Source organism: Nocardia sp. NPDC023733 (assembly GCF_040639775.1).
GTDB classification, from domain to species: Bacteria; Actinomycetota; Actinomycetes; order Mycobacteriales; family Mycobacteriaceae; genus Nocardia; species Nocardia rosealba.
Genome location: NZ_JBFAAN010000003.1, coordinates 178,096 through 195,368, shown reverse-complemented (window position 1 = coordinate 195,368; position 17,273 = coordinate 178,096). Strand labels below are relative to the sequence as shown.

General features: G+C 68.6%; 15 protein-coding genes. 12 read left to right on the top strand and 3 right to left on the bottom strand.

Annotated features, from left to right (window positions below):
* Positions 1–111: 111 nt before the first annotated feature.
* A complete protein-coding gene (locus AB0F86_RS16335) occupies positions 112–2,592 on the bottom strand; it encodes an N-acetylmuramoyl-L-alanine amidase (protein ID WP_356984650.1) in 2,481 nt (826 codons plus the stop codon).
* Between the two features lie 269 nt (positions 2,593–2,861).
* On the opposite strand from AB0F86_RS16335, the gene AB0F86_RS16330 reads away from it, so the two are divergent.
* A complete protein-coding gene (locus tag AB0F86_RS16330) occupies positions 2,862–4,493 on the top strand; it encodes a SpoIID/LytB domain-containing protein (protein WP_356984648.1) in 1,632 nt (543 codons plus the stop codon).
* 224 nt (positions 4,494–4,717) lie between these two features.
* On the opposite strand, the gene AB0F86_RS16325 is transcribed toward AB0F86_RS16330, so the two are convergent.
* On the bottom strand, positions 4,718–5,218 hold the full coding sequence (locus AB0F86_RS16325) for a MarR family transcriptional regulator (RefSeq protein ID WP_225281707.1): 501 nt from the start codon (positions 5,216–5,218) through the stop codon (positions 4,718–4,720).
* Between the two features lie 104 nt (positions 5,219–5,322).
* Here AB0F86_RS16325 and AB0F86_RS16320 point away from each other — a divergent pair, with 104 nt between their 5' ends.
* Positions 5,323–6,237: an EamA family transporter gene (locus tag AB0F86_RS16320; RefSeq protein WP_356984647.1), complete on the top strand. Its 915-nt coding sequence runs from the start codon at positions 5,323–5,325 to the stop codon at positions 6,235–6,237.
* 23 nt (positions 6,238–6,260) lie between these two features.
* On the opposite strand, the gene AB0F86_RS16315 is transcribed toward AB0F86_RS16320, so the two are convergent.
* A complete protein-coding gene (locus AB0F86_RS16315) occupies positions 6,261–6,887 on the bottom strand; it encodes a helix-turn-helix domain-containing protein (protein WP_356984645.1) in 627 nt (208 codons plus the stop codon).
* Positions 6,888–6,993: 106 nt separating this feature from the next.
* Here AB0F86_RS16315 and AB0F86_RS16310 point away from each other — a divergent pair, with 106 nt between their 5' ends.
* The 10 genes from AB0F86_RS16310 to zomB all read left to right on the top strand — a co-directional run bounded on the left by AB0F86_RS16310 (position 6,994) and on the right by zomB (position 17,249).
* Entirely contained in the window at positions 6,994–7,707 is a 714-nt protein-coding gene (locus AB0F86_RS16310) for an SDR family oxidoreductase (RefSeq protein WP_356984643.1), read from the top strand.
* Positions 7,708–7,775: 68 nt separating this feature from the next.
* On the top strand, positions 7,776–8,534 hold the full coding sequence (locus tag AB0F86_RS16305; RefSeq protein WP_356984641.1) for a MerR family transcriptional regulator: 759 nt from the start codon (positions 7,776–7,778) through the stop codon (positions 8,532–8,534).
* Positions 8,535–8,829: 295 nt separating this feature from the next.
* Entirely contained in the window at positions 8,830–9,240 is a 411-nt protein-coding gene (locus AB0F86_RS16300; RefSeq protein WP_181700496.1) for a hypothetical protein, read from the top strand.
* 24 nt (positions 9,241–9,264) lie between these two features.
* Positions 9,265–9,810 carry a hypothetical protein gene (locus AB0F86_RS16295; protein WP_356984639.1) on the top strand — a complete coding sequence of 182 codons (546 nt, stop codon included), beginning with the start codon at positions 9,265–9,267 and terminating at the stop codon, positions 9,808–9,810.
* 48 nt (positions 9,811–9,858) lie between these two features.
* Positions 9,859–10,479 (top strand): hypothetical protein, encoded by a 621-nt coding sequence (locus AB0F86_RS16290; protein ID WP_356984637.1) that lies wholly within the window; start codon positions 9,859–9,861, stop codon positions 10,477–10,479.
* Between the two features lie 160 nt (positions 10,480–10,639).
* Positions 10,640–11,878: a UDP-galactopyranose mutase gene (glf, locus tag AB0F86_RS16285; protein WP_356984636.1), complete on the top strand. Its 1,239-nt coding sequence runs from the start codon at positions 10,640–10,642 to the stop codon at positions 11,876–11,878.
* The gene (locus AB0F86_RS16280; RefSeq protein WP_356984634.1) at positions 11,875–13,800 is read left to right on the top strand and encodes a glycosyltransferase; all 1,926 of its coding nucleotides are present in this window, start codon (positions 11,875–11,877) and stop codon (positions 13,798–13,800) included. Before glf ends, AB0F86_RS16280 begins: the two co-directional genes overlap by 4 nt.
* A gap of 71 nt (positions 13,801–13,871) precedes the next feature.
* Positions 13,872–14,384, top strand: a complete 513-nt coding sequence (locus tag AB0F86_RS16275; protein WP_067494988.1) for a phosphatase PAP2 family protein — start codon at positions 13,872–13,874, stop codon at positions 14,382–14,384.
* A gap of 26 nt (positions 14,385–14,410) precedes the next feature.
* Positions 14,411–15,343 (top strand): decaprenyl-phosphate phosphoribosyltransferase, encoded by a 933-nt coding sequence (locus AB0F86_RS16270; RefSeq protein ID WP_067494894.1) that lies wholly within the window; start codon positions 14,411–14,413, stop codon positions 15,341–15,343.
* Positions 15,344–15,386: 43 nt separating this feature from the next.
* On the top strand, positions 15,387–17,249 hold the full coding sequence (gene zomB, locus AB0F86_RS16265) for a flagellar motor control protein ZomB (RefSeq protein WP_356984792.1): 1,863 nt from the start codon (positions 15,387–15,389) through the stop codon (positions 17,247–17,249).
* The last annotated feature ends 24 nt before the right edge of the window (positions 17,250–17,273 follow it).

The window sequence follows — 17,273 nt, the reverse complement described above, 5'->3', positions numbered from 1 at the left end:
CGGCGCTCGGCCTCGATGCGCCCAGGGACCGAACCGGTGAATTTTCCGGGCTGATGACGAAGAGCCGGTGCCCTCCCGAAGGAGTGCACCGGCTCTGTCGTTGCTGCGGTATCAGCCGACGGGGGCAGGCTCGGCGGGCGCCGATTGTGCTGGAACGCCCTGTTCAGGGGCCTGCTGTACGGCCGGCGCCTGCGGACCGGCGGGCGCCGGTGAACCCGCGGGTGGCGCTGTGGTCGACGACTGCGGGCCGGTCGGTGCGGCGGCTTCCGGCGCGCCGGGTTCGGCCGGGACCGTCAGGCCGAGCGTCGGCGCGGTGGTCGGCGGCGCCTGTTCCGGCTTGCTGCCGTTCATCTCCTGCTCGTAGGCGTCGTTGTAGGTCTTCCAGAAGGTGGTGACGATGCCGGTGAGCTCGTTGAGCACCAGCGAACCGTTCTGGAAGTCCGTGCGCAGACCGTCCGGGACCAGGTACGAACTGCCCGTCGGCGGGCCGAGCACGCCCGCGTCGGCACCCAGGCTCAGGTAGCGGTCGAGAATCGCGCCGACCACCTCGAACACCTGACCGTTCTCGCCCGAGTACACGAACCCGTTCGCGAACTTCGCGTACTGACGCCCACCCGCACCCGCGAGCAGGTCCGCCTGCGGCGCGCCGAGCGGGCCGTCGGCACCACCGCGGCTCACCCAGTGCTTGGCGATCGGGTTCTCGCTCGACAGGCCGAGGAACTTGTCCACCAGCGCGCCCAGCTCGGCCATGTTGCCCTGTGGAGCTCGGGCCTGATTGCTCGGCGGACGATGCTGGTTGCTCGACGCGTCGTTGGTGACCGAATTGCCTGCGGCGATGGCGCGAATGCGGTCCATCATGGCGTAGGCGGCGTCGCCGGGGCAGTCGGTGTTGCCCACGTCGCGGTGCGCGAACACCACCGGCAACTCCACCGCCTCGTCCTGGGCGTACGGGGTGAACTCGGTGCCCTCGGAGTACATCACGGTCTCGCCCTCGGGATCGAGACCGGCAATTCCGGTGCGCCAGCCGATGAAACGGCCGATCGCGGTGATCGCCTCGTTGCTCGGCTGCTCGTTCTCGTAGTTGCCCATCAGCGCCACACCGGCGGTGTTCTCGTTGAACCCACCCGCGTGTGCGCCCTGCACGTCCCGGTCGAGGCCGCCGTAGCGGCCCTCGAAGATCTGCCCGTACTGGTCGACGAGGGCGTTGTAGCCCATGTCGCACCAGCCGAGCGTCTCGGCGTGATAGGCGTAGATCGCGCGGACGATGCCCGCCGACTCGGCGCGGCTGTAGTCGTTGCGGCCCGCCGTGTGATGCACGGTGACGCCGCCGATGCCGTCGTCGTAGGTGGGTTCCTGGCAGCGGATCGACTCGTCGGCACCCCACTGCGCGCGGGTGATGACCTTGGGACCACCGCCCGGCAGGGCCGCCGCCACATCGTTGAGCGCGGCATCGATCGCCGCCCGGCCCGGATTGATCAGCACCGCCTTGAGCGCGGCCTCGGTGAGGTGCGCCGGGTCGTGATCCGGGCTCGCGGTGGGCTTGCGGGTCACCAGCATCTGCACGGCGGTCGTCTCGCCGACGTAGATCGGTTCGGTGCCGGTCGGTGCGTCGGCCGGGGTCTGATCGGTGGCGCGTGTGTCGATCGGATCGGCGTTGTACCAGGGGCCCCAGCTGCCGTCGGGTTGGCGGGCGCGCAGCTTGGTCGTGGTGTTGACCAGGTCGCGCGCGGTGAGCGCGACCATGCTGAACGGCGTCTCCTGGGTGAGCTCCTTGACCTGTGCGCCGACCTCGTCGACGAGTTCCGGGTCGACCGCGCCCGGTGCGAGAGCCGGGGTGTCAGGGGTGGTGCCGGGTTCCAGGTTTTCCGGGTCGGCGATGAATTTCGCTCCGGCGGGGAGCTTTCGGGCCGCCGGGACCTGGGCCTGCGGAGCTGGCGCGGCTTGGTCTTGCGGGGCGCCCGGTGCCTGGGCGGGGGCTGCCGGTGCCTGGCCATTCGGCGCGGCCGGCGCCGGAGCTGATTCGGCTGGGGCGGGCGCTTGGCCCTGCGGAGCTGCGGGGGCGGCTGGTGCGGGCGCTGCGGCGGGTGGCGCGGCAGGTGCGGGTGCGCCGGCAGGTGGCGCGGCAGGCGCGGGCGCGCCGGGTGCCGGTGCGGGAGCTGCTGGTGGCGCGGCGGCCGGGGGAGCGGTCGGGACTGCCGTGGTCGGCGCCGGGGGCCGTCCGGGCGCGGGCGCCGCGCCGGGGGTGGCGGACGGGGCGGCCTGCTTGGTCGGCGTCGTCGGAGCCTTGGTCGGGAGCTGGGGGAGGGGGATCTCCGTGGGCAGCGCCACGCCCGGCGGTGCGGGGATTCCGGGCGGGATCGGGATCGACGACGGCAGCCCGAGCATGCGCAGATCCGACAGGTGCAGGTCGGGCAGGTCGAGGCCGGTGAGATCGCGCAGCGGGATCGTGATGTCGGGGACCGACGTGAGCGCGACCTCCGACAGCTCCGGCTGCACCGCCGCGAACTGGGAATTGTTCGCGCTGCGGTAATCGGTCGAATCGCTGAGCGCGAACGCGCCGATCGGCGCGGCGACCGCGAGGGTCGTGACCACCGGTAGCACGTAGGAACGTTTCGGCTTTCGGTATCGCACGTGCCTCTCCAATCAGGGTCGAGCAGTGTCATCCCTAGCGGCAGATCACCGGCAAGTGATGCTTGCTTCCTCTTGCCTCACACACCACACTAGTTAACATACGTCACACATCTAAACCTCAACTCGAGAGTTATGTGATTGCTCGAATGTAGCCCTCGGAACCCGCTCGGCGCGGACGACATGCCGACGCGAGCTCCGCCGGTAGAACCCCCGAACCGTGGGAGCGCAGGATGAGAGCGGATACCTCGATCGCCCGCAAGACCCGTCGCGGCACCCGCCGCCGTGCGGTTCCGATACTCGCGACGCCACCCCTTCCGGTGCTGGTTGGCGGTACGGCGCTCGTGCTCACCGGGGCACTCGGGCTGTGGCAACTGCTGCCGGACGTCGAGCCGACAGTCGGGGCCGGGCACGGTCGCGGCATGAGTCAGGTCGGCGCCTTCGACAACGCTCGCGCGGGCTGGAACGCCGAGGAGATCCTCGGCCACTACTACCCCGGGGCGGAACTCGGCCAAATCGGAGCAACCACCATCGGTGTACGCCTGCAAGCCCAGGACGACGCCACCCTCGACACCTATGCCGCCGCGGGCGCGCAGGTCGCGGGCCGGATGATCGGACCCGGCGAAGCCGCCCACCTCACCCCCATGCCCGATGGTGGCGCCAGCGTGGTGGTGACCGCGGGCTGCGACGGAGAAGTGTTGTGGCAGAGCGCAACCGACGACCCGTACGTCTACCCGATCGGTGCCGGGCCGGGGCGCCCCGCCGACGAACATCTCACTCTCTGCGGCGGCACCGCCTATCGCGGCGCGCTCGGCGTCGCACTGGAGAACGGCTCGTATCGAACCGTGAACCAGGTCGATATCGAGGACTATCTCGCCGGCGTCCTGCCCGCCGAAATGCAGGCCAACTGGGCCGATCAGGGCGCGTTCGAAGCGCTGCGCGCACAGGCCATCGCCGCCCGCTCCTACGCCCTCGCCGAAGACCGCTACCCGTACGCGCAGACCTGCGACACCACCGACTGCCAGGTCTACCCGGGCACAGTCAAGGAAGACGCGCGAACCACCGACGCCGTCGCCGCCACCGTCGGCACGGTGCTGCTGCGCGACGGCCTGATCCTGCGCTCGGAGTACTCCGCCGCTCCCGACGGCGGCCGACCCGCCGACATCGAAACCTTCGCCGTCGGCCCGGCCCCCGGCGACCTCGTCGAATCCCTGCCCATCCCAGCACTTCCCGAGCTCCCCGCCGATCCCGGCCCGACCATCGAAGCACTCGCGGGGGAGTCGGTGATCGACACCGAATACCGCCGCCTCGGTGGTCCCGGCAGTTCGATCGGTGCACCCATCGGCCCGGAGATGATGCTGCCCCAACGTGCGGGCACCTACCGCCTGTACACCAACGGCGTCATCGTGGCGACGAAAACCCTCGGCGCCCAAGTGGTCGACTTCTCCACGCTGCTCCAGTTGGTGCCCGAGGTCGGTGACCAGGTTCCCGGGTCAGCCGGATCACGACCGAAACCCGGTGGGGCGCAGGGTGACCCACTTGTCGAGGGCGCACCCCAGCTGCCCAGCCTCGCCGATGTCGGTCCGGCGCCCGACCCGAACGCCGCGCCTGACCCGAACGCCGCGCCTGACCCGAACGCCGCGACAGACCCGGGCGCCGCAACAGGTCCGGGTGCTGCGACAGGCCCAGGCGTCAGCACCGATCCGAATGCTGCGGCCACACCGGACGCGAGCGGGACCGACGCCGCCCCCGGGCCGGAGATGAGCAGCGGGGTCGACCCGAACTTCGCGCCGGAACAGATCCTCGAACCGGACCCGGGTGCCGTCCCGCCACCGCTGCAGCCGAACGCGGTCCCCACCGAATAGCGCACGCCAGGCGTCCACACGACGTGCGTCCAGGTCGCGGCGAGGGTGCTATCCCCGTCCGACGGCTCGGGCACCAGTTGAATGTTTGATCACCACGCTGTGGTGGCGGCATCGGCCGAGTAGCTCCCGCCGCCAGAGCGTGGTGAACGTGTGTCCAGATTCGTTGCGTATGGGGCGAGCGCCGGTCGGGGCGCCGAAGTGGTATTTCCCCTGCTCAGGGCCCGTCAGCTGATCGACGTGTCGCCCAGGCCGATCGACAGCGTGCGCAGCAGGTCGACGAGGTTGTCGCGGTCTTCGGGGGTGAGGCAGGCGAGGAGGCGTTGCTCGTTGGCTACGTGGAGGGGCAGGAGACGGTCGACCAGTTCGGTGCCCTTGTCGGTGAGCTGGACGAAGATCGAGCGGCGGTCGTCGGCGCAGGGGACGCGGCGGACCAGGTCTTTCGCGGCGAGTCGGTCGATGCGATTGGTGATCGCGCCGGAGGTGACCATGGCGGCGCGGTTGAGGGCGCCCGCGGTGAGGCCCTGGGTGCCGCCGGAGCGGCGCAGGGTGGCGAGCACGTCGAATTCCCAGCGTTCCAGGTCGTGCTGGGCGAAGAACGTGCGCAGTTCCTGATCGAAGAGGCGGCCGAGGCGGGTGATGCGGCCGATCACCGCCATCGGCGACACGTCGACGTCGGGGCGTTCGCGATTCCAGTGTTCGACGATCGAGTCCACGGCATCGGACATGCGAGTTCCTCTCTCCGTTGAATATCTCAACATTCATCTACTTGACGCTGAGGCATCGCCAGGAGTAGATATTTCAACGTTGAGATTATCAATCAGGAGCGAACATGACGACCGCAACCCACGGCGACGCCCGCACCCTCGCGCTCACCGCACTCACCCCCATCGCCTGGGGTTCCACCTACGCCGTCACCACCGAATTCCTCCCGCCCGACCGGCCGCTGTTCACCGCCCTCATGCGGGCGCTCCCCGTGGGTCTCGTCCTGCTCGCCATCACCCGCACCCTCCCGCGCGGCATCTGGATCGGCCGCGCAGCCGTGCTCGGCACGCTCAACATGGGCGTCTTCTTCCCTCTGCTGTTTCTCGCCGCCTACCGGCTCCCCGGCGGTGTAGCGGGCGTGCTCGCCGCGATCGCACCCATGTTCGCGCTCGGTTTCGCCGCCGTCCTGCTGGCCGAAACGCCCACTCGCCGTAAGGTTCTCGCCGGTCTGATCGGAGTTTTCGGGGTCGGCCTCGTCGTCCTGCGCGGCACTGTCGAGCTCGACACCGTCGGCGTACTCGCGGGCCTCGCAGCCGCTGCCTCCCTGGGCGCGGGCACGGTGCTCGCCAAGAAATGGGGCCACCCGACCGGCGTCGGTCCACTCACCGTCACCGGCTGGCAGCTCACCGCGGCGGGCCTGCTCATCACCCCGCTCGCCCTGTTCGTGGAAGGCGCCCCGCCCGCCCTCGACGCCGAAGCCGTCGGCGGTTACCTCTACATCGGCGTCATCGGCACAGCGCTGGCCTACTGGCTGTGGTTCCGTGGCATCGCCCGGGTGTCGGCCACCTCGGTCTCGTTCCTCGGCCTGCTCAGCCCCGTCACCGCGGCGGTGATCGGCTGGATCGCGCTGAGCGAGGCGCTGGCCCCGCTACAGGTCCTCGGCCTCGTCATCGCCTTGGCCGGCACCGTCCTCGGGCAGATCCCGGCAAAGACCGGGCCCGCTGCGAGTGTGCCGCGGGAACCGGTCGTCGCCGGTCGATAGAACCACCTGCGGGATCTGCGACGTCAGCCGCGCATCGCCTGCATCAACTGGTCCTCGGTGAGGGCCGGAACCGGCAGGGGGTGTGCGGCTTTCGCGCGCAGACCGTCCAGGATGAGGGCGAGATTGCGGCGCCAGAGGTCGGGGGCGACGTGCGCGGTCGCGGCGACAACACTGGTGTGGGACCAGGTGATGAAGGCGATGTCCTCGAGTATCCAATCCGCGCGCAGCGCACCGGCTTCCTGCGCGCGGGTCACGATCCGGCGCATCAGGTCGTGCCCGTGCGCCCTGGCCCGCTCCAGCGCCGGGCTCGGCGGAGCGCGCAGGGCCAGTTCGCCGAGGATGCGGTCGTTCGCGTGCAGCGCGCAGATGCCCTCGACCAGGAAGACGAACGATTCCCACGGATCGTCGATGCGCAGCGCCTCCTCGGCGATGCGGGTGCCCGCACCGAGCCGGTCGTCGACGGCGGCGGCGATGAGGTCGTCGCGGGTGGGAAAGCGGTTGTAGAGGGTGCCGATCGCGACACCGGCCCGCGCGGCGATGTCCTTGAGCGGCGCGTCGAGCCCGCGTTCCTCGAAGAGTTCGCGGGCCGCGGCGACCAGGGCGTCGCGATTGCGCTTGGCGTCGCTGCGCAACGGCTTGTCCTCGGGCATTCGCCGATCCTACAAATCGACCCGCCGAAATATCTTGAGCCCTGGTTCAAGTTGATGCTAGTTTGCCGTTAACTTGAACCAGGGCTCAACTTAGTGAGGTAGTCGGATGAGCACACTCGCGATCTTCGGATATGGACCAGGCCTCGGTGCCGGAACGGCACAGGCATTCGGGCGCAACGGCTTTCGGGTCGCGGCTGTCGGGCGAGACCCCGACGCGGCCGCCGAGCGAGTGGCGGGGTTGCGTGCGGCCGGGATCGACGCCGAGCCCTTCACCGCCGACATCACCGATCCTGCCCAGCTGACCGAGGTGATCACGCGGGTCGAGGAGAAGCTGGGGCCGATCGAAGTAGCGGTGCACGCGGCCGCCGCCGGGATATCGGTGCGCAGCGCGTCGACCCGCGAGGTCGACCGGGCCGCGCTGGAGCTGCCGTTCGCGCTCAAGGTGTACTCGTCGATCCAGCTCAGCCGCGAACTCCTGCCCGGCATGCTCGGTCGCGGGCGCGGCGCGCTCCTGTTCTCCTCCGGCGCGTCCGAGGCGAACCTACAGCCCTACCTGGCCAATATGGGAGTAGCGCTCGGCGCGCAGCGGGCCTATGTCCGGCAGTTGGCCGCCGAACTCGACGGCACCGGCGTCTACGCCGGACTGCTCGCCATCGGCTCGCTCATCGAGAACAGTGCGGTGCAGCACGAGGTCGACGCGCATCCCGAGCTGATCCCCGCCGGGATGGTGCTGCCGCGTATCGGCAACGCCGAACTCGGCGCCGAGTACTGGCGGATGTACACCGAACGCGACACCGTCGAGGTCGAGATCGGGTTCTGACTTTAGAGGTTGACCTTGACGTAGCGTCAACTTGCAGACTGGTCTCATCGACGGGAAAGGAGCTGGTCATGGCGGGTGAATGGTCCATTCAGGACCTCGCGAAAGCCGCAGGCACCACCAGCCGCACGCTGCGCCACTACGGGCAGCTCGGGCTGCTGGAGCCGAGCCGGATCGGCGCCAACGGCTACCGCTACTACGACCAGAACTCCCTGGTCCGCCTGCAGCGCATTCTGCTGCTGCGCGAACTCGGGCTCGGCCTTCCGGTGATCGCCGAGGTTCTAGCCGGTGAACAGAACACCACCGACGCGCTGCGCACCCACCTGGAACTGCTTCGGCAGCAACAGGATCGGATCGCCCGGCAGATCGACTCGGTGTCGACCACATTGCACAAGACGGAAAGAGGTGAACCGCTCATGGCCGCAGAGGTTTTCGACGGTTTCGACCACACCCAGTACAAGGAAGAAGTCACCCAGCGCTGGGGCAAGGAGGCCTACGAGAGCGGCGACCGCTGGTGGCGTTCGCTGAGCGAAGAAGGTAAGCAGCAGTTCCTGCAGACCCAGCTCGACATCGCGGCCGACTTCGGAAAGGCCCACGCCGCAGGTCTTCCCGTGGAAGGCGACACGGTGCAGGCCATCGTCGAACGTCACCGTGCCTGGCTCGGTGACGGTACTCAGGGCCGGCCGGTGACCAACGAATATCTCGTCGGTCTCGGCGAGATGTACGTCGCCGATCCGCGTTTCCGGAAGAACTACGACGTGCACGGCGAGAACACGGCCGAGTACATCCGGGATGCGTTCCGCGCGTATGCCGCCGCGCATCCGGCGTAGGGGTTGGCCGGCGCGCGACGGGGTGTGACGGGGCCGCGCTCGGGTGGATATTGCCCGGGCGCGGTCTTGGGTGCGGATGTTGCGGGGTGGGGTAGCCGGCTCTTTTTGTTCGCGCGGCCCCTCAGGGGCCGCGCTCGAGCGCGCCAGCGCTCCAAAACACAGCCCAGTACCTCCGTGGTGCACAAAACACCGAGGTAGTTCCGTACAGCTGGGACCGCAACCCAAGCACACCCCGGCGCAGATCACGCAAGCCCCGTATAACTGACTCCGAACGACGACAAGTAGCGGGGACAGTGTGGAGCAGGTGCGGCCGGAGGGGCCTTCGCGCGCGGTGACCGCGCTGATCGCGGGTTGGCTGGGGGTACTGGTCGGCGTTGCGGGGATCGTCGTCGGGGTGGCGACCGCGGTATTGCGAACGCTCGGGCGTCAGATCGATCTCGACTATGTGGGCGCGGGGATCGTCGGCGGGCTCGGCGTGGTGTACCTGCTCGGCGCGGTGCTGTTGCTGCGGCGCCGGATGCTCGGCAGGCGAGTGCTGCTCACGATGGCGGCGGTGATGGCGGGGGCGACGGGGCTGGTCGTGGTGCTGAACGGGGCGAGTCACGGCTGGCGGTTCGGGCCGCTGGACTGCTGGCTCGGGCTCAATGTGGTGATCGTGGCGTTCAGCGTGATCGAGCCGACGCGACGCTGGACCGCGACGCGATAGCGGCGGACGGGATACGGTCGGACCATGCTCGAGCAGGAGAAGACAACGACTCTCGGTGACGTGACGGCCGTCGTCGCCGTGACCCTCGGCGCGCTCGCCGCCGTGGCGAATCTGCTCGGCGCGGCGTATGTCCTGCGCACCTTCTTCAGCGACCCGGAGCTGCTCGACGATTCGCTCGTCCTCTTCAGCACCCTCGGCGCGCTGGCCGCCGCGTTCGCCTTCGGCTACGGCGCGCTGCTGCTCGCCCGCCGCGACGACACCGGCCGCTGGGTGCTGATCGTCGCCGCCGCAGCGCAACTCGGCCTCGGGCTGCTCGCCCTGCTCGCCACGCTCATCGGCTACGACTCGGGGTACGGCATCCACTGGTTCGCCGACCAATCGGTACTGCGTTCGATCTTCGTCGGTCTCGGTGGGGTGCCGGGAGCGGTGACGGCGATCGTCAACCACAACTGGACGGCCGCCGCCACCGCGACCGGGCTCGGCGCGATCGTGCTGCTCATGGCACTCCTGCCGTGGACGGCGGCCTACACGCGCGCACGCCCGAAAGGTCTTGTCGGACCGGCCGTATAGTTTCAGCTGGTCAGCACCAGGGCACACAGCTCGTCAGGAGGGGGAACGATGGGGTATCCGCACGGCCCACAGGGCTACGACCCGTACGCGGCACAGGGTTACGCACAACCGGGCTATGCCCCCGACCCCTACGCCCAGCCCTACGGTGCCCAGCCGTATGCCGAATACGGTTACGGCGCACCGGCTTACGGCCAGTACCCGCCGGGCTACGGACAACCACGCCCCGGCGGGGGAACGGCGATCACCGCTGCTGTCATCTCACTGCTGCTGTCGCTGACCGCCCTCGGCGGACTCGGAATCGCCGCGGCCTTCATCTTCGCCACCGAGCCGACCAGCGCCACCGACGAAGCGGGCCGGTCCGAGGTGACCATCGGCCTCGCCATCGCCGCCGTCCCCAGCCTGCTGTGGTTCCTCGGCTCCATCCTGCTGTTCCGTCGCAAGACCGCGGGCCGCGTGCTCCTGATCCTGCTGTCCGTCCTCGCCCTGGGTGGTACCTGGGTCTCGGTCCTCATGGCACTGAGCCAGACCTCCTCGTCGGAGGCCGGTGGCGCGATCGCGGGCGCCCTCGTGATCTCGTTCTTCCCCCTGATCATCCTCATCCTGACCGCAGCACCCTCGACGGGCCGCTGGATCCGCGCCGGTCGCCCGAATGCGTATCCCCACTACTGACACCTGACTCCGCCTCGGAACAGCGACTCACACCCGACGTTGCCGTACGCATCGGCATCGATTCGGTCCTGTCCGGGTAGTGGCTGATAAAAGCGCAGGTCAGGAGTCGGTCATGGACTCCGCCGGGACAATCCGGCGTCTTCCGATACGCTGGGCACCCGTGACCGCCGCATCGTCCTCGGGTAACTCCGTCAACGCAGATTCCGCCAGCCAGGCAAACCAGTACGACCTGATCGTGGTCGGGTCCGGCTTCTTCGGCCTGACCGTGGCCGAGCGGGCCGCGAACGTGCTGGGTAAGCGGGTGCTGGTGATCGACCGCCGCTACCACCTGGGTGGCAACGCCTACTCCGAGCCCGATCCGGAAACCGGAATCGAGATTCACAAGTACGGCGCGCACCTGTTCCACACCTCGAACAAGAAGGTGTGGGACTACGTCACCCAGTTCACCGAGTTCACCGGTTACCAGCATCGCGTGTTCGCCATGCACAAGGGTCAGGCCTACCAGTTCCCGATGGGGCTCGGTCTCATCTCGCAGTTCTTCGGCCGCTACTTCACCCCCGAAGAGGCCAAGAAGCTGATCGCCGAGCAGGCCGCCGAGGTAAAGACCGCCGACGCGCAGAACCTCGAGGAGAAGGCGATCTCGTTGATCGGGCGCCCGCTCTACGAGGCGTTCGTGCGCGACTACACCGCCAAGCAGTGGCAGACCGACCCGAAGGAACTGCCCGCGGGCAACATCACCCGCCTGCCGGTGCGCTACACCTTCGACAACCGCTACTTCAACGACACCTACGAGGGCTTGCCCAAGGAGGGGTACACGAAGTGGCTGGAGAACATGGCCGCCTCCGAGCTCATCGACGTGCGCCTCAACACCGACTGGTTCGACGTGCGTGACGAGATCACCGCCGCCAACCCGGATGCCCCCGTCGTCTACACCGGCCCGCTGGACCACTACTTCGACTACGCCGAAGGCGAATTGGGCTGGCGCACCATCGATTTCGAGACCGAGGTGCTCGAGCAGGGTGACTACCAGGGCACCAGCGTCATGAACTACAACGACGCCGACGTCCCGTTCACCCGCATCATCGAGCCGCGCCACTTCCACCCGGAACGCGACTACCCGACCGACAAGACGGTCATCATGCGCGAGTTCTCGCGCTTCGCCCAGACCGGCGACGAACCGTACTACCCGATCAACACCCCGGAGGACCGCGCCAAGCTGCTCGCCTACCGCGAGCGCGCCAAGCGTGAAACCGCCGAGCGCAAGGTGCTTTTCGGTGGCCGCCTCGGCACCTACCAGTACCTGGACATGCACATGGCGATCGGTTCGGCGCTGAGCATGTTCGAGAACGTGCTCCGTCCGCACCTCGAGTCGGGTGCGCCCCTGGTGGACGAGGCATGAGCGCGCAACCGATGCTCGAAGACGTGACCACCGAGACGCGCGCCAAGGCCCTGCTGCAGCGCGTGATCCTGCCGCGCCCGGGTGAGCCGCTGGACGTGCGGACCCTCTACCTGGAGGAATCCACCACCAACGCCCGCCGCGCGCACGCCACCAGCCGCACCGCGCTGTCGATCGGCGCGGAGTCGGAGGTGTCGTTCTGCACCTACTTCAACGCGCTGCCCGCCAGCTACTGGCGTCGGTGGAGCGTGCTGAAGTCGGTGGTGCTTCGCCTGGAACTGGCCGGGCACGGTCGCGTCGACGTGTACCGCTCCAAGGCCGACGGTTCGCGAATCCACGTGCAGGGCAAGGAGTTCGCCGTTCCGCAGGGTGCGGATTCGGTGTCGGTGGAGTTCGAGACCGACCTCGGCCCGTTCGAGGACGGCGGCTGGATCTGGTTCGACATCACCACCGACACAGCGGTCACCCTGCTCGCGGGCGGCTGGTACGCGCCGCAGGAGGCGCCGGGCACCGGCAGCATCGCCGTCGGCATGCCCACCTTCAACCGGCCGACCGACCTGGTGAAGACCCTGGCGGCCCTCGGCTCGGACCCGCTGGTGCTCGGCAATGTCGCCGCGGTGATCGTGGCCGACCAGGGCAACCGCAAGGTCGTCGACGAGCCCGGCTTCACCGAGGCCGCCGCGACGCTGGGCGACCGGCTCAGCATCCACGACCAGCCCAACCTCGGCGGGTCCGGCGGCTACAGCCGCGTCATGTACGAGGCGCTGAAGACCGACGCCGAGTTCATCGTCTACATGGACGACGACATCGAGATCGAGCCCGACTCGATCCTGCGCGCCCTGGCGTTCTCCCGGTTCGCCAAGTCGCCGCTGCTGGTCGGCGGGCAGATGCTGAACCTGCAGGAACGCTCGCACCTGCACAGCATGGGTGAGGTCGTCGATCGCGGGATCTTCATGTGGTCCTCGGCGCCGAATGTCGAATACGACCACGACTTCTCGAAGTATCCGCTCAAGGATCGCGACAACTCCAAGCTGCTGCACCGGCGCATCGACGTCGACTTCAACGGCTGGTGGACCTGCGTGATCCCGCGCCGGGTCGCCGAGCAGATCGGTCAGCCGCTGCCGCTGTTCCTCAAGTGGGACGACGTCGAATACGGTCTGCGCGCTCGCGACGCGGGGTACTCCACGGTCACCCTCCCCGGTGCCGCCGTGTGGCACATGGCCTGGTCCGACAAGGACGACGCCATCGACTGGCAGGCCTACTTCCACCTGCGTAACCGCCTGGTCGTCGCCTCGCTGCACCTGCCGGGCGACGGCAAGCCGATGATCGTGAACACGGTCAAGGCCACCCTCAAGCACCTGCTGTGCCTCGAATACTCCACGGTCGCCATCCAGAACGAGGCGATCCGCGACTTCCTCGCGGGGCCGGAGGGTCTGTTCGACCTGCTGCCGAGCGCGCTGGGCAAGATCCACGCGATGCGCAAGGAATTCCCGGACGCCGTCGTGGTTCCGTCCTCGACCGAACTGCCGCTGGCCAGCCGCCACGGTGTCGGTGCCGTCGGCGAGCCGGGCAATCCCATCGCCAAGGTGGCGCGCCTGGCCAAGGGCGTGGTGCACAACTTCCGCCAGGCCGACCCGGCCGCCCACGAGACACCGCAGCTCAACGTGCCGACGCTGGACGCGCGCTGGTTTCTGCTCTCGCAGGTCGACGGCGTGACCGTGACGACCGCCGACGGCCGTGGCGTGGTGTACCGCAAGCGCGACCCGCGCAAGGCGGCGGAGTTGCTCAAGGAAGCTCTGCGCCTGCGCAAGGAGCTCACCGCCCGCTTCCCGGAGATGCAGCAGCGCTACCGGGCCGCGCACGCCGAGCTGACAAGCACGGCGGCGTGGGAGAAGACCTTCGGCCTGAACGGAACAAGCAAGTGAACGCGATCAACCCGGAACTGGAACTCCTCGACGAGGGCTGCGGCGGCGACTGCGCGTGCAGTGGCGAGTACGTGGAGGTGCCCGTCGAGGTCGCGATCCTCAACGCCGTGCAGGGCACCATCGGCACCAACCCGGCCGTCGTGTCGGCCGCGCGGGCGATGTCGCACTTCGGTGAGCACGCGCTCGGCTGGGTCGGCATCGCGGCGGCGGGCTGGCTGGTCGACAAGCCGCGCCGCCGTCAGTGGGCGGGCGTGGCCGTCGGTGCGGTCGGCGCGCACGCCGCGTCGATCGTCATCAAGCGCATCGTCCGCCGCCCGCGCCCGAACGATCCGTCGGTGCAGGTCAACGTGTCGACGCCGAGCAAGCTGAGCTTCCCGTCCTCGCACGCCACCTCCACAACGGCGGCGGCGGTGTTGCTCGGCAGGCTCACCGGGCTACCCTTGCCTGCGGTGCTCGTGCCACCGATGCTGTTGTCCCGGGTCGTGCTCGGGGTGCATTACCCTTCCGATGTGCTCGCCGGTTCCGCACTGGGGGCCGCGTCGGCCGCCGCCGTGCTCGCCGCCGAAAAGAGACGCCGCCCGTGACCGCTACCGAAAGAACTCTGGCTGAGATGAGCGAAGAACCGTCCGCCGCCGTCCTGGACGAGGCTGCTGTGAAGGGCCCGCCGAAGACCCTGGCCGGCGGGCTCGTCAAGGCCGTTCGCCCACGTCAGTGGGTCAAGAACGTGCTCGTGCTCGCCGCGCCGCTCGCCGCGGGCCCCGAAGCCGTCAGCGACCTGGGGATCCTCGCGCACGTGGCGATCGCGTTCGTCGTGTTCTGCATGGCAGCCTCGGGCATCTACCTGGTCAACGACTCCCTCGACGTCGAGGCCGACCGCGCCCACCCGACCAAGCGGTTCCGGCCGATCGCGGCGGGCGTCGTTCCTGTCAACCTGGCTTACGCCCTGGCAGCCGTGCTGCTGGTCGGTTCGATCGCCGGTTCGTTCCTGGCGTCGTGGCATCTCGCCGTGGTGATGGCCGTGTACATCGGCATCCAGCTGGCGTACTGCCTCGGGCTCAAGCACCAGGCCGTGCTCGACATCTGCATCGTGTCCTCGGGCTTCCTGCTGCGCGCCATCGCCGGTGGTGCGGCCGCGGATATCGAACTGTCGCAATGGTTCCTGCTGATCATGGCGTTCGGTTCGCTGTTCATGGCGGCGGGCAAGCGCTACGCCGAGTTGCAGATCGCGCTCGACACGGGCGCCAAGATCCGCAAGTCGCTGCAGTACTACACCCCGACCTACCTGCGCTTCGTCTGGACGCTCGCGGCCACTGCGCTCGTGGTGTTCTACGGACTGTGGGCGTTCCAGCAGGGTGAGGCCCGTGACACCCAGTGGTACGCGATCTCGATGGTGCCGTTTACCATCGCAGTCCTGCGTTACGCGGTCGACGTCGATGGTGGCGAGGCCGGTGAACCCGAAGAGATCGCGCTGGGGGACCGCATCCTGCAGTTCCTCGCTATTGCCTGGATCGGAGCGGTAGGTGTCGCTGTCTATCTCACCTGACGAGATCGTGGTAGCGGAGCGGGAATCATCTGAAGACGAACGGCTGGGCAGCGCCGAACAGGCGCGCCCGGCCGCGCGTTTCGCAGCCGCGTCCCGGGCCACATTCGTCGGTGGGGTCGTGCTCACCGCCGCGCTGTTCGCGATCGGTGCCTGGCAACGGCGCTGGATCGCCGACGACGGGCTCATCGTCCTTCGCACAGTGCGCAACCTGCTCGCGGGCAACGGCCCGGTCTTCAACATGGACGAGCGGGTCGAAACCAATACCAGCACCGCCTGGACCTACATCGTCTGGTTCTTCAGCTGGGTCACCCAGGCCAGGCTCGAATACGTGGTGCTCGGTGTCGCCCTGGTCGTCTCGGTGCTCGCGATGGTGTTCGCCATGCTCGGCACCGCGCGGCTGTGGGGCGGAAGCACCGGTCAGCTGCTGATCCCGGCGGGTGTGCTCGTCTACATCGCGCTGCCGCCCGCCCGCGACTACGCCACCTCCGGGCTGGAGAGCGGCCTGGTGATCTGCTGGGTCGGGCTGCTGTGGTGGCTGATGATCCGGTGGAGCCAAGCCGCCGTCGTGCGGGTTCCCGGCTTGCTCGGGCTGGTGTTCCTTGCCGGTCTCGCACCCCTTGTCCGGCCCGAGGCCACCCTGATCGGGGTGCTCGCGCTCGGCATGATCTTCCTCGCGCCGATGCCGCAGTTCCGGTTCGGGCCGGTGGTGCTGCGCGCGTTGATCGTTCTCGTCGCCGGGCTGGTCCCGGTCGCCTACCAGATCTGGCGCATGGGCTACTACGGCCTGCCCTACCCCAACACCGCCGTCGCCAAGGACGCGGGCGGTGCCAAGTGGGGGCAGGGCCTGAAGTACCTGGCCGATCTGGTCGGGCCCTACTACCTGTGGATCCCGCTGCTGGTGCTGCTGGTCGCGGGCGTGCTCGCCGCCATGGCGCACGGGTTCCGGGTGAAGCCCACCTGGTCGATCGCCGCGATTCGCGCGTGGTTCCGTTCGCCCAGCGCGGTCGTGGTGATGGTGCTGCTCAGCGGCGTGCTGCTCACCGTGTACGCGGTGCGCGTGGGCGGTGACTTCATGCACGGCCGGATGCTGCTCACCCAGCTGTTCCTGCTGCTGCTCCCGGTGGCCGTCGTCCCCATCCCGGTGCGCGCGTTCGCGGCACGGGACTGGTCGTTCGCGGTGCTGCTCGTCGCGCTGCTCGGCACGGCGGGCTGGTCGCTGTACGCGGCGAGCACCACCGCCATCACCACCGGAACCAAGATCAGCGCCTCCGGCATCGTCGACGAGCGCGTGTACTACGTGCTCAACACCGGTCACGACCACCCGATCCGCGCCGAGGACTACCTCGACTACCCGCGCATGCGGGCCATGGTCAACGACATCGCGAACAACCCCAACGGCGGCCTGCTGCTGAACTCGCCGTCGTTCACCTTCTGGTACCTCGACCCGCCGCCGCAGCCCATCCCCGAAGGCGGCTCCGGGCACACCGTGTACTTCCTCAACCTCGGCATGACCAGCATGAACGTGCCGCTGAGCGTGCGCGTGATCGACCCGATGGGCCTGGCCTACCCGCTGGCCGCGCATTCGGACCGGCTCGTCGACGGCCGCATCGGCCACGACAAGAGCCTGTACCCCGACTGGGTGGTCGTCGATTCGGGCATGGTCGACATCCATCCGTGGATGCCGTGGTTCATGGACGAGAAGTGGGTGACCCAGGCACGCACCGCCATGTCGTGCCCCGAAACGCAGGCCCTGATGATCTCCGTGCGCGACCCGCTCACCCTCGATCGGTTCAAGCACAACCTCCGCAATGCGATGACCTTCGCGAAGTACCGCATCGACCGCGTCCCGAAGTACGAGATCCAGCGGTGTGGGTTGGTCAACCCCTACCCCGAGCCACAGCGCTGAATCGATCACATAATTACTTTTTGG

Bases quoted from the DNA above. Each gene is read 5' to 3' on its own strand.
- AB0F86_RS16290 (WP_356984637.1), top strand. From the start codon at position 9,859: ATGGGGTATCCGCACGGCCCACAGGGCTACGACCCGTACGCGGCACAG.
- AB0F86_RS16280 (WP_356984634.1), top strand. From the start codon at position 11,875: ATGAGCGCGCAACCGATGCTCGAAGACGTGACCACCGAGACGCGCGCC.
- AB0F86_RS16305 (WP_356984641.1), top strand. From the start codon at position 7,776: ATGGCGGGTGAATGGTCCATTCAGGACCTCGCGAAAGCCGCAGGCACC.
- AB0F86_RS16310 (WP_356984643.1), top strand. From the start codon at position 6,994: ATGAGCACACTCGCGATCTTCGGATATGGACCAGGCCTCGGTGCCGGA.
- AB0F86_RS16320 (WP_356984647.1), top strand. From the start codon at position 5,323: ATGACGACCGCAACCCACGGCGACGCCCGCACCCTCGCGCTCACCGCA.
- AB0F86_RS16325 (WP_225281707.1), bottom strand. From the start codon at position 5,218: ATGTCCGATGCCGTGGACTCGATCGTCGAACACTGGAATCGCGAACGC.
- AB0F86_RS16270 (WP_067494894.1), top strand. From the start codon at position 14,411: ATGAGCGAAGAACCGTCCGCCGCCGTCCTGGACGAGGCTGCTGTGAAG.
- AB0F86_RS16330 (WP_356984648.1), top strand. From the start codon at position 2,862: ATGAGAGCGGATACCTCGATCGCCCGCAAGACCCGTCGCGGCACCCGC.
- AB0F86_RS16315 (WP_356984645.1), bottom strand. From the start codon at position 6,887: ATGCCCGAGGACAAGCCGTTGCGCAGCGACGCCAAGCGCAATCGCGAC.
- AB0F86_RS16295 (WP_356984639.1), top strand. From the start codon at position 9,265: ATGCTCGAGCAGGAGAAGACAACGACTCTCGGTGACGTGACGGCCGTC.